At 71.1% G+C, this 11,878-nt stretch carries 10 protein-coding genes, 1 tRNA gene and 1 other RNA gene; 6 read left to right on the top strand and 6 right to left on the bottom strand.

Annotation, left to right across the window (positions count from 1 at the left end):
• Positions 1-121: 121 nt before the first annotated feature.
• From GQQ93_RS00620 to GQQ93_RS17990, 5 genes are all read right to left on the bottom strand, one after another.
• Positions 122-1,435 carry an MFS transporter gene (locus GQQ93_RS00620; protein ID WP_157422295.1) on the bottom strand — a complete coding sequence of 438 codons (1,314 nt, stop codon included), beginning with the start codon at positions 1,433-1,435 and terminating at the stop codon, positions 122-124.
• Positions 1,432-2,010: a helix-turn-helix domain-containing protein gene (locus tag GQQ93_RS00615; RefSeq protein ID WP_157422294.1), complete on the bottom strand. Its 579-nt coding sequence runs from the start codon at positions 2,008-2,010 to the stop codon at positions 1,432-1,434. Before GQQ93_RS00615 ends, GQQ93_RS00620 begins: the two co-directional genes overlap by 4 nt.
• A 153-nt stretch (positions 2,011-2,163) precedes the next feature.
• Positions 2,164-3,375, bottom strand: coding sequence for an acetate/propionate family kinase (locus GQQ93_RS00610; RefSeq protein WP_157422293.1), 1,212 nt, complete (start codon positions 3,373-3,375; stop codon positions 2,164-2,166).
• Positions 3,372-5,483 carry a phosphate acetyltransferase gene (pta, locus tag GQQ93_RS00605; RefSeq protein ID WP_246192049.1) on the bottom strand — a complete coding sequence of 704 codons (2,112 nt, stop codon included), beginning with the start codon at positions 5,481-5,483 and terminating at the stop codon, positions 3,372-3,374. Before pta ends, GQQ93_RS00610 begins: the two co-directional genes overlap by 4 nt.
• On the bottom strand, positions 5,375-6,274 hold the full coding sequence (locus GQQ93_RS17990) for a hypothetical protein (protein WP_246191957.1): 900 nt from the start codon (positions 6,272-6,274) through the stop codon (positions 5,375-5,377). Before GQQ93_RS17990 ends, pta begins: the two co-directional genes overlap by 109 nt.
• Before the next feature lie 245 nt (positions 6,275-6,519).
• On the opposite strand from GQQ93_RS17990, the gene GQQ93_RS00600 reads away from it, so the two are divergent.
• From GQQ93_RS00600 to GQQ93_RS00590, 3 genes are read left to right on the top strand one after another with little or no spacing between them, the layout of a single operon-like run.
• Positions 6,520-7,902, top strand: coding sequence for a flavin-containing monooxygenase (locus tag GQQ93_RS00600; RefSeq protein WP_212277221.1), 1,383 nt, complete (start codon positions 6,520-6,522; stop codon positions 7,900-7,902).
• Positions 7,899-8,873: a bile acid:sodium symporter family protein gene (locus GQQ93_RS00595; RefSeq protein WP_157422290.1), complete on the top strand. Its 975-nt coding sequence runs from the start codon at positions 7,899-7,901 to the stop codon at positions 8,871-8,873. The genes GQQ93_RS00600 and GQQ93_RS00595 overlap by 4 nt, the downstream gene beginning before the upstream one ends.
• Entirely contained in the window at positions 8,870-9,820 is a 951-nt protein-coding gene (locus GQQ93_RS00590) for an SDR family oxidoreductase (protein WP_157422289.1), read from the top strand. Before GQQ93_RS00595 ends, GQQ93_RS00590 begins: the two co-directional genes overlap by 4 nt.
• 234 nt (positions 9,821-10,054) lie before the next feature.
• Here GQQ93_RS00590 and GQQ93_RS00585 read toward each other — a convergent pair whose 3' ends face one another.
• Entirely contained in the window at positions 10,055-10,636 is a 582-nt protein-coding gene (locus tag GQQ93_RS00585) for a uridine kinase family protein (RefSeq protein ID WP_157422288.1), read from the bottom strand.
• A gap of 73 nt (positions 10,637-10,709) precedes the next feature.
• On the opposite strand from GQQ93_RS00585, the gene ffs reads away from it, so the two are divergent.
• The 3 genes from ffs to GQQ93_RS00570 all read left to right on the top strand — a co-directional run bounded on the left by ffs (position 10,710) and on the right by GQQ93_RS00570 (position 11,878).
• Positions 10,710-10,806: signal recognition particle sRNA small type (gene ffs / locus GQQ93_RS00580), an RNA gene on the top strand.
• Positions 10,804-10,891: transfer RNA gene (locus tag GQQ93_RS00575), tRNA-Ser, on the top strand. Before ffs ends, GQQ93_RS00575 begins: the two co-directional genes overlap by 3 nt.
• A 465-nt stretch (positions 10,892-11,356) precedes the next feature.
• The gene (locus tag GQQ93_RS00570) at positions 11,357-11,878 is read left to right on the top strand and encodes a hypothetical protein (protein WP_157422287.1); all 522 of its coding nucleotides are present in this window, start codon (positions 11,357-11,359) and stop codon (positions 11,876-11,878) included.

The raw sequence follows: 11,878 nt of genomic DNA, 5'->3' as shown, positions 1-11,878 counted from the left end.
CGTCCCCCCAGAGTGCACATTGCGACGCCCCCGCGTCGCCTGGCCACAACCTATTTGGGGCGGTACTCCCTCGAACAGGGGATGGTACAAAATCACCCCCGAATGGGGGGTACGGATGCTCCTAGCGAGCAGTCGCCGACGCGGCGCGGAGCCCCGAGAAGGCCCGCAGGTAGAGCGGGCTCGACGCGAGCACGAGATAGAGTCCGGCGCACACCACGAGGGTCGGCACGAGCCCCGCCTGCTCGGCCGCGAGACCGCCGAGGAGGGCGCCGAGCGGCATGGTTGCGGCGACGCCCGCGGTGGTCACGCCGAAGACCCGGGCGCGCATGCCGTCGGGGATGAGCCCGTACATGGCGGTCGAGATCATCGGGTTGATGGCGCCCGCGGCCAGCCCCGACAGCGCGAGCACGGGCAGCAGCACCGGCGCGGGCGCGCCGAGCGCCATCGTCACGTACGGCACGGTGCCGGCGATGAGGAAGCACACCGCGAACATCAGCCGCCCCGAGAAGCGGTGACCGATCGCCCCGAAGAGCACCGAGCCGGTCAGCGCACCGGCTGCGAAGCATCCGACCATGAAGCCCAGCTGCGCGGGGTCGCCGAGCACCTCGGTCGCATACAGCGGCTTCAGCACGGTCATGCCGGCCGCGTCGATCGCGTTCGTGAGCGTCACGAGCAGCACGATCGCGCGAAGCAACGGCGAGGATGCCACGAAGCGAAGCCCCTCGACGAAGCCGCCGCCCTTCGCGGGCGCCTCCGCGGCGTCGGCGACGTCGCCCTCAGGCTCGGCGCCGAGCCTGCGCGGCACGAAGCACAGCACGAGCAGTGCCGAGACGAGGAACCCGCCCGCGTCGACCACGAGCGCGGGCATCGGCCCGAGGAACGCGACGAGCGCGCCCGCCGTGCCCGCGCCGAGCATCATCGCAGTGCGCTGCACGGCCGCCTGGGCGCCCGCGGCCCGCTCGATCGGCCAGTGCGCGAGCTTCGCGAGGTCAGGGGTCATCGAGGTCTTCGCCGTGTCGCCCGGCGGGTCGAGGAGCCCTCCGAGGAAGACGAGTGCGAGCATCGCTCCGAACGGCAGTCCCACCGTCGCGTGGAGCAGCGGGATGGCGAGCACCGTGACCGCGCTCGCGAGGTCGGCGACGATCGACGACGACCGGTAGCCGAATCGGTCGACGAGCACGCCGCCGAGCGCGCCGCCGATGATGAGCGGCACGGTCGCGAAGACGCCGACGACGCCCGCTGCGAGCGGCGAACCCGTCTGCGTGAGGGCGATGATCGGCAGGGCGACGAGCGCGATCGCGTTGCCGCCGAGCGAGAACAGTGCGGCCGCGAGGCTGGCGACGAGCGGCAACCGGCGTCGGGCGCCACCCCCAGCCGGTCGAGTCGGCGCGCCAGCGCCGTATCGAGACCCGTCGGTCTCCGTCAGCTCGCTCATTGCTCGCTCCTCGGGAAGGTGTGCGTGATCCAGCGGACGGCGCGGGTGCCCGGCCGCGGCTCGCGGCCGACCGCCCACCACTTCTCGCGCACGGCGGCGAGTTCGGCGGTGAGTTCGCGGAACTCGTCGAGGGTGAGCTGCGCTCCCCCGTCGCTCGAGTCGGAGGCGGCGATCCACTCGGGTTCGAGCCCGAGCTCGGCGTCGAGCGCGTCGAGGAGCTCGCGATGGTACGCGTCGATGACCGTGCGGCGCATCGCCTCGGCCGCCTCACGGCGCTCGGGATCGTCGAGGTAGTCTTCGGCGCTCAGGCTCGTCATGTCGTGCGCCGAACGCCACCAGCGCTCGCGACCGTCGCGCTCGTGCTCGGGCGCGGGCTCGACGAAGCCGTGCTTCGCGAGGGTCGACAAGTGGTAGCTGATCGACCCCGACGCCGCGCCCGTCGCCTCGGCGAGCATGCCCACCGAGTGCGGGCCGTGCATGCGCAGGAGACCGAGGATGCGCAGCCGGAGCGGGTGCGCCATGGCGCGCATGGCGCCCGCGTCGCGCAGGTCGATGGAGTTCTGGTGCTCGCTCACGCCATCATGCTAACTCTGCAAGAAGTGTTGCGCAATAGTTCTTGCAGACTCGCTCGGTCGGTCGAGTAGCGACGAAGGAGCGTATCGAGACCACTGACGGGGAGCCGCGGCGGTGGTCTCGATACGCTTCGCTACTCGACCGACGAGTAGCGGTCAGGCCGAGACGGCCTCGAGCGTCTGGCGGGCGATCTCGAGCTCTTCGTCGGTCGGCACGACGAGCACCGTGACCGGCGACGCATCGGTCGAGATCACGCGGATGCCGCCCGAGCGGGTGGCGTTGCGCTCCGCATCGAGCTCGATGCCGAGCCGCTCGAGCCCGGTGAGCGCGGCGGCCCGCACCGGCGCCGAGTTCTCGCCGACACCCGCGGTGAACGAGATCACGTCGACGCCGCCGAGCTGGGCCAGGTACGCCCCGATGTACGCCTTCAGGCGGTGCGCGTACACCTCGAGGGCGAGGGCGGCGCGCTCCTCCCCCGCCTCGGCCGCGTCGACGAGGTCGCGCATGTCGGCGTGCCCGCCGAGGCCGAGGATGCCGCTGCGCCGGTTGAGGAGTTCGTCGACGCCGTCGACGTCGAGGCCCGCCCGCCGCTGCAGGTGCAGCAGGATCGCCGGGTCGAGGTCGCCCGAGCGGGTGCCCATGACGAGGCCCTCGAGCGGGGTCATGCCCATGCTCGTGTCGACCGAGCGCCCGCCCGCGACCGCGCACGCCGAGGCGCCGTTGCCGAGATGCAGCACGATCTGGTCGAGCTCCTCGACGGGGCGCCCCACGAACTCGGCCGCGGCCCGCGAGACGTAGCGGTGCGAGGTGCCGTGGAAGCCGTAGCGCCGGATGCGGTGCTTCGTCGCGACGTCGCGGTCGATCGCGTACGTGAAGGCCGCCGGCGGCATCGTCTGGTGGAACGCCGTGTCGAACACCGCCACGTGCGGCACCTCGGGGAACGCCCGCTGCGCCGCCTCGATGCCCTCGAGGTTCGCGGGGTTGTGCAGCGGCGCGAGACTCGACAGCTCGTCGATGTTGATCTTCACGAGCGGGGTGATCACCGTCGGCTCGAAGAAGCGGGCACCGCCCTGCACCACGCGGTGCCCGACCGCGACCGGCGGGTGCTGCTCGAGCGACGGCCCGTGCGCGGCGAATCCCTCGAGCATGACGTCGAACGCCGCGAAATGGTCGGGCACGTCGACCGCGGCGTCCCAGTTCGAGCCGAGGCTGTCGTTCTCGGGCCCCTCGTGGCGGTGCCTGGCGTGCCCGCCCTCACGCCCGATCCGTTCGACCAGCCCGCTCGCGAGCGCCTCGCCGCTCGCCGCGTCGACGAGCTGGTACTTCAGCGACGACGAACCCGAGTTGACGACGAGGACGAGGCTCACGAGGCATCCGCCGCCTGGATCGCCGTGATCGCCACGGTGTTCACGATGTCCTGCACGAGCGCCCCTCTCGAGAGATCGTTGACGGGCTTGCGCATGCCCTGCAGCACCGGCCCGATCGCGACGGCCCCGGCCGAACGCTGCACCGCCTTGTAGGTGTTGTTGCCGGTGTTCAGGTCGGGGAACACGAACACCGTCGCCCGCCCCGCGACATCCGAGTCGGGAAGCTTCGTGCGCGCGACCGCCGCGTCGGCGGCGGCGTCGTACTGGATCGGACCCTCGACCGCGAGCTGCGGGGCTCGCTCCCGCACGAGCTCGGTGGCACTCCGCACCTTGTCGACGTCGGCCCCCGAACCGGATTCGCCCGTCGAGTAGGAGAGCATCGCGATGCGCGGTTCGATGCCGAACTGCGCGGCGGTCTGCGCCGAGGAGATCGCGATGTCGGCGAGCTGCTCGGCCGTCGGGTCGGGCACGATCGCGCAGTCGCCGTAGACGAGCACGCGGTCGGCGAGCGCCATCAGGAACACGCTCGAGACGACCTCGACGCCGGGCCGCGTCTTGATGATCTCGAAGGAGGGGCGGATGGTGTGCGCCGTCGTGTGCGCGGCGCCCGACACCATGCCGTCGGCCATGCCGAGCTCGACCATCATGGTGCCGAAGTACGACACATCTTGCACGCGTTCGCGCGCCTGCTCGAGCGTGACGCCCTTGTGCGCCCGGCGCTTCTGGTACTCCTCGGCGAAGCGCGTGACGTAGACGAAGTCGTGGTTCGAGAGCACCATCGCGCGCGAGATGTCGAGGCCGAGCCCGATCGCCCGCGAGCGCACCTCGATCTCCTCGCCGAGGATCGTGAGATCGGCGACGTCGCGGGCGAGCAGGGTGGCGGCGGCCCGGAGGATGCGGTCGTCGTAGCCCTCGGGCAGCACGATGTGCTTGCGCTCGCGGCGCGCCCGCTCGAGCAGCCCGTACTCGAACATGAGCGGGGTGACGACCTCGGGGCGCGCGATCTCGAGCCGGTCGAGCAGCGCCTGGCCGTCGACGTGCTGCTCGAAGAGCGACAGGGCGGTGTCGCGCTTGCGCTGCGACTCGGCCGCGAGGCGGCCCCGGGTGTGGGTGATCGCGAGCGCAGTCTCGTAGCTCGTCAACTCGGTGCGGATGATCGGCAGCCCGGCCTTCAAGCCCTCGACCAGGCGCTCGATATGCGGCGAGAGCGGGAATCCGCCGTTCAGCACGATGCCCGAGATCGACGGGAAGGTGGCCGAGGCGTGCGCCGTGAGCACCCCGAGCAGCACCTCGCTGCGATCGCCCGGCACGATCACGACGGAGCCCTCGATGAGGTGCGAGAGCACGTTCTCCATCGACATCGCCGCGATCACGACGCCGAGCGCCTCGCGGTCGAGCAGGTCGGCGTCGCCCGCGTAGAGCTCGCCGTCGACGGCGTGCATGATCGAGCGCATCGACGGCGCGACGAGGAACTGGTCCTCGGGGATCGCCCACACTGCGGCGGATGCCTCGCCCGACGTCGCGGCGACGGGCCGGCCGTGCCCCGATCGCGACGCGTGCCGCACGGCGCCGACGATCTCGGGGAGCCGCTCGGGATCGGCGCGGTTGACGACGATGCCGAGGAGCGAGGCGTGCTCGCGCTCGAGCTCCTCGACGGCGAGCTCGGTGAGCTGCGCGAGCTCGTCGGCCGTGCGCGCCTCGGTGTCGCCGAGGTGTTCGCTTCGCCCGCGGCCCTGGCCCTCGCCGACCCGCCCGCCGAGCACGAGGAGCACCGGGGCGCCCAGGTTCGCGGCGATGCGCGCGTTGTACGCGAGCTCGGTCGGGCTGCCCACATCGGTGTAGTCGGATCCGATGATCACGACCACGTCGCAACGGCCCTCGATCGCCTTGAACCGGCGCACGATCGTCGCGAGTGCCGCATCGGGGTCGACATGCACTTCTTCGTACGCGACGCCGATCGCCTCGTCGTAGTCGATCGGCACGACGCCCTCGTGCGCGATCAGGAGTTCGAGGACGTAGTCCCGCTCGGCCGTCGATCGTGCGATCGGGCGGAAGACGCCGACGCGGGTCGCCCGGTGGGTGAGGGTGTCGAGGGTGCCGAGCGCCACGGTGGACTTGCCGGTGTTGCCCTCGGCCGAGCAGATGTAGATGCTGTGCGCCACCCGTCCAGCCTATTCGGCGTGTGCGCCGTCGGTTCCGGGAGTCTCCGGTCAGCCGACGGGTCCGTCACGATGCGGTGCTGCGTCAGCCAGGACAGGGCGGCGAGCCAGAGCAGCGCCGCCGTCGTCGCGACGAGTTCGAGCCAGCCGCCCAGCGAGGTCGCGACCCCGGCGAGCGAGAGGATGCCGCCGGCGGCCGAGGTCGCGATGACGAGCAGGATGCTCGGCGCGGCGAGGATCGCGTACGCCCGCCCGAGCCTGAGCGTCTGGATGATCGCCACGCCCGCAAGGGCGAATCCGGTGACCGCGGCGATGGTGTGCACGGCGTCCTGCGGGGCAGCCGCGGCGGTGAACGGGATCGGGCATCCCGTCGTGCACGGCACCGCCGCGCCGACGGCGAACATCGCGCTCGCGCCGAGCAGGCTCGTGCTCACCGCCCACGCGCCGAACAGTCCGCGCCCGCTGCGAATCCCCCAGAGCCCGATCGCCGAGACCGCACCGCCGAGCGCCACCAGGCCGAGCGAGAGGTTGAACGCGGTCGAGGTGATCTCGCCGGCGGCGCCGAGCCCGCTCACGTAGGTGTTGCCGGCGAAGACGATCCTCGCCGCCCACATCATGCCGAGCGCGAGCAGCACGACGCCGGGGCCGACGAAGCGCAGCGCCATCGCGGTCGGGCCGGAGAGCCATCGGGCGGTGGACGGGGAGGCGACGGGCACGGCGGAGACGTTCGATCGGGGCACCATTCCACGCTAGGAACGCGGCGCCGCCGTGACATCGACGCCCGGTGCCGTCCGGGTGGCACTCGGGGCCCATCCTCGCCGCGGCGCCGTCCGCCGGGAGGATGACGTGCGCGAACGCGAGGAGGCCGCGCGCCTCGGACAGCCGGTGGCGGTCAGAACCCGAGCGGGATTCGCCTATGCTGATCGGGCACATCGACGTGCCGTGCCGTCCCCCTGCGGCACGACCCGAAACAGAGACACCACCCGTGAACCCCATCGCCCTCATCGGAGCGGGCCCCTCGGGCCTTGCCGGCGCACGCGCACTCAGCCGCGCCGGGCTCCCCTTCCACGGTTTCGAGGCCGGCGCCGACGTCGGCGGCCTCTGGAACATCGACAACCCCCGCTCGACCATGTACGAGTCGGCGCACCTCATCTCGAGCCGCACGACGACCGAGTTCGCCGAGTTCCCGATGCGTTCGACGGCCGACTACCCGAGTCACCGCGAACTGCTCGACTACTTCGGCGACTACGCCGACGAGTTCGGGCTGCGCGAGCACTTCCGCTTCGACACCCGCGTCACCGCGGTCGAGCCGCTGCCCACGGCCGACGGCGAGGCGCCCGGCGCGAACGGCTGGCGACTCACGGCCGTCACCGCAGACGGTGACACGGTCACCGGCGACTACTCCGCGGTGATCCTCGCGAACGGCACCCTCGCAGAGCCGAACGTGCCGGCGTTCCGCGGCGAGTTCACGGGCGAGCTGATGCACACGAGTGCGTACAAGTCGGCGAAGGTGTTCGACGGCGAGCGCGTGCTCATCATCGGCGCCGGCAACTCCGGCTGCGACATCGCCGTCGACGCGGTGCACCACGCGGCATCCATCGACCTGTCGGTACGCCGCGGGTACTACTTCGTGCCCCGCTACCTGTTCGGCAAGCCCTCGGACACCCTCAACCAGGGCCGCCCGCTGCCGGCGCCGATCAAGCAGTTCATCGACGCCAGGGTGTTGAAGGCGTTCACGGGCGATCCGGTGCGGTTCGGCTTCCCGAAGCCCGACTACAAGATCTACGAGTCGCACCCCATCGTGAACACGATGGTGCTGAACCATCTCGGCCAGGGCGACCTGCGCATCGTGCCCGACATCGACCGCTTCGACGGGCGCACCGTGCACTTCGCCGACGGCAGCTCGGCCGAGTACGACCGCGTCGTGCTGGCGACCGGCTACACGCTCGACTACCCGTTCGTCGCACGCGAGCACCTCAACTGGGCGACGGCGTCGCCCACGCTCTTCCTCAACATCTTCCCGCCGAGCTTCAACGGCCTGTACGTGCTCGGCATGATCGAGGCGTCGGGCATCGGCTGGCAGGGCCGCGCCGAGCAGGCTGAGCTCATCGCCGCCTACCTCGCCGCCGCTGCGAGCGCGCCCGAGCAGGCGGCGCGGTTCAGGGCGCGGGCGGATGCCCCGTGGCCCGACCTCACCGGCGGATACGACTACCTCGGGCTCGACCGCATGTCGTACTACGTGAACAAGGACGCCTACCGGCGCACGGTGAAGCGGCTGCGCCGCACGCTGCCCGAGGCATCCGCCGCACCGACACGCACCGCCCCCGATGCGAGCCGTTCGACCGACCTGGACGGAGTACGCGCATGAACATCGACGACGTCGTCTTGAACTTCACTCCCGGCTCGATGCTCGCCCTGAACGTGGTGCTCGGGTTCATCATGTTCGGCATCGCGCTCGACACCGCGCCGAGCGACTTCAAGGCCGTGCTCACCGCACCGAAGGCGATGATCGTCGCGATGCTCGCGCAGATCATCCTGCTGCCGGCCGTCACCTTCGGGCTGACGCTGTTGCTGAACGTGCAGGCCTCGATCGCGCTCGGCATGATCCTCGTGGCGTGCTGCCCGCCGGGCAACATCTCGCAGGTACTGACCTACCGCGCCCGCGGCAACGTCGCGCTCTCGGTCTCGATGACGGCGGTCGCGAATGCGCTCTACATCTTCGTGCTGCCGATCAGCGTCGTCTTCTGGGGCAGCCTGCACCCGACGGCGTCGGAGCTCGTGCGCGCGGTGAGCCTCAACGGCTGGCAGATGCTGCTCGAGATCTTCCTCATCATCGGGCTGCCGTTCTTCGCGGGGCTCCTGATCCGCGCGAAGTGGCCGCGCTTCGCGGCACACGTGCAGCCGTACGCGCGCTGGATCAGCCTCGCCGCCCTCGTCGGCTTCATCGTCATCGCACTCGTCGGCAACTGGACGATCTTCATGGCGTACATCGGCGTCGTGCTGGTCGCGGTGTTCCTGCACGATGCGGTCGCGCTCGGCCTCGGCTACGCGAGCGCCCGCATCGGCGGACTCGGCGTGCGCGACCGCAAGGCGATCACCTTCGAGGTCGGCATCCGCAACGCGGGCCTCGGCCTCGGCCTCGTGTTCGCGTTCTTCGACGGCCTCGGCGGCATGGCGATCGTCGCCGGCTGGTGGGGCATCTGGGACATCATCGCTGGCCTCGCGGTCGCGACGCTGTGGGCACGGCACACGGCGAAGCGGGCCGACCGTCGGTCGAGTAGCGAGCGCAGCGGGCGTATCGAGACCACCGAGACGTCCGGAAGCGAGCCCGTCGCATGAGGCGCGTGCTCGTCACCGGCGGCTCCGGATTCCTCGGCTCCGCGGCGGTGCGCGCCCTCGCGGGCGATCCACGCGTCGAGCTCGTCGTCTCGGGCGACGTGCGCGAACCCGCCTCGACGCCCGCCGGAGTCGTCGTCGCCCCGTGCGACGTGACCGACGCCCAGGCGGTCGCCGCCGTCGTGCGTGAGCACCGCATCGACACGATCGTGCACCTCGCCGCGATCGTGAACCCCGGCGCCCTCGACGAGGAGATCGAGTACCGGGTCGACGTCGAGGGCACCCGCAACGTGCTCGACGCGGCCGTCGCCTACGGGGTCTCGCGCATCGTCGTCTCGTCGTCGGGCGCCGCATACGGGTACCACGCCGACAACCCCGAATGGCTCCGCGAAGACGACCCGATCCGCGGCAACGAGGAGTTCAGCTACTCGCGGCACAAGCGCCTCGTCGAAGAGATGCTCGCCGACTACCGGGAGGCCCACCCCGCGCTCGAGCAGGTGGTGCTGCGCATCGGCACCATCCTCGGTCCGACCGTCGCGAATCAGATCACCGCCCTCTGGGACGGCCCGCGGATCCTCGCGATCCGCGGCTCCGACAGCCCCTTCGTGTTCGTCTGGGTCGATGACGTCGTCGGCGCGATCGCGGCGGGTGCGACCGGCGAGGCGACCGGGGCGTTCAACGTCGCCGGCGACGGCAAGGTGAGCGTGCACGAGATCGCCGCAACGCTCGGCAAGCGCACGCTGACCCTGTCGCCCGGCATCCTCGCCTTCGCGCTGCGCGCCGGGCGCGCCCTGCGGCTCACCGTGCACGGGCCCGAGCGAGTCGGGTTCCTGCAGTACCGGCCGGTGCTCGCGAACGAGCGGCTGAAGTCGGTGCTCGGCTACACCCCGGCGAAGACGAGCCGTGAGGCCTTCGACGCGTATCTCGCGGCGCGGGTGGCGCGGGGGTAGGGGCCTCGCGGGCCTCTTCCACGTGCAGAATTCAGGATGCCTCGTGCGGCACGCCGCACGAGGCATCCGCCCGCCCGGCTCGGTGGTCCGAGCCTCCTGAATCCCGCACGAGCGGGTGCCGGGCGACCGAGTCGCGGCTCGTGAACATGACCAGCCGGCCGGCACCTCCCGGTGACGGGGCGCTGGACCGCTCATCCTGCCGCCGGTGCGCGCTCGTCGGCGCCGGTGCGCGATTCAACGCGCGTCGACACTGAGGTGCGCCCGCTCGCGCGGGCGGAACCGCTCGGCGAAGTCGCGCTCGTTGGGCACCCAGACCTCGTCCCAGAGCCGGTCGTGCCGCCGGCCGAGCGCCTCGTCGCGTGCCTTGCCGCGCCGTGCGGCGGTCTCGAGGTCGAGGTCGACCCAGATGCGAAGGTCGAGCAACTCGACCGTGTCGGGGTGGAAGAGCCCGATCAGGTCGACGACGAGCACTTCGGCGCTCGGCAACGGGCGCGGCTCGCCGAGACGACGGGCACTCCAGTCGTACGGGCGGAACTCACTCGAACGTCCCGCGCGGAACGGACGCAGCACCTCATCGGCGAGCCGCTCGCGCTCGACACCGCTCCAATCGATCGACCGCCGGTGCGACAGCACCGGGTCGAGGAAGTCGTCGCCGCGGATCCGCACGATCCCGCCGTCGCGCGCGACGAGGGCCCGGGCGAGTGTCGACTTGCCCGCCCCGCAGTAGCCCGAGATGCCCACGACGATCGGCCGCTCGGCGGCCGCCCGCGCCGCCATCACGCGTTCGAACACGGCATCGACGTCGGTCTGGGGCATCCCCTCACGGTAGTGCCCGGCCACTCGATCGGGGGCTGGTTCATCGACCCGGCTCGGCTCGGGTAGACTTGCCTGCGGCTCCCCACGTGGCGCCATCCAGGCCAACTCCCCCAGGGCGGAAACGCAGCAAGGGTAACCGGGCTCTGGCGGGTGCGTGGGGGGTCACTGGAGGATTCGCCTAGTGGCCTATGGCGCACGCTTGGAAAGCGTGTTGGGTGAAAGCCCTCAGGGGTTCGAATCCCCTATCCTCCGCCAGAAGTGATCCGCCGCCGGGTGCGCGCACAGCACCCCGCACACGGGGTTCGAATCCACCACTGCGCACCCGATCCGTCGGCGTCGGAGCCGACGATCCGAAGCGGCTTCAGCGTCTCCTTCCCAGGGCGTATTGCGCGGCCTTCGGAAGCGCCTATGCTGTCCTGAGCCGGGTCGTGAGGGCCCGAGGTGTCGACGAAGACGACGGCGGCCTCGTTGACCCCACGACGCCGGCGCCGGCCTCCCCCCCACCCTCTCGCAGCGGTGCCTCCCCGCGCCCGGTGGATTCCCGCGTTCAGGCCCGGTCCCGCACCGTTCGCACCCCGTGTCCTCATTAATGCGGAATAGCGGCGAACCCCGAACGAGCGCATCATGTGAGAGATGTCAGCAGCACCGGTGGAAGCGAGGAGCGGGGACGCAGGGGGCTCCTCCACCAGCGCAGCGGCAGCAGGGGGCGACGGCCTCAGGGTGATCACCCTGAGGCCTCGTCGCACTCTCGGGTGGAACTACGGACTCGCGCTCACCGCGCTCGTGGTGCCGTTGCTCGCGGCCGAACTGTGGTTGCTCGATCAGCCGACCGCATGGCCGATCGTCGCGGCGACGGCAGCGGTGCTCGGAGTGCTCATCGGGCTCGCCTGGGTCGCGTACCGACGCGCCCGGGTGTCGGTGAGCAAGTACGGGATCGTCGAGCGCGGGTTCTTCGGCGTCACGACCGTCGTCGCGGCGCGCGATGTCGCACGGGTGCTGCGCCTGGAGCTCTACCGACCGAACAGCCTCGACACGACCGACGAGCTGTTCGTCATCTGCCGCGGCGGGCGCGGCAGGTTCCGCATGCGCGGCCGTTTCTGGGACGAACGCACGATGGGCCTCGTCGCAGAGGTGCTCGAGGTCGACGAGACGACGCGGGTCGAGCCGGTGACGCTCGCCGAGCTGCGCATGAGTGATCCGACGTTGCTCTACTGGTTCGAGCGGCGCTCGCTGCTCGGCTGA

Origin of the sequence: Agromyces lapidis (genome assembly GCF_009749405.1) — a bacterium.
GTDB lineage: Bacteria > Actinomycetota > Actinomycetes > Actinomycetales > Microbacteriaceae > Agromyces > Agromyces lapidis.
Note: the sequence above shows the minus strand (reverse complement) of the source record. Positions and strands in the feature narration are given on the sequence as shown.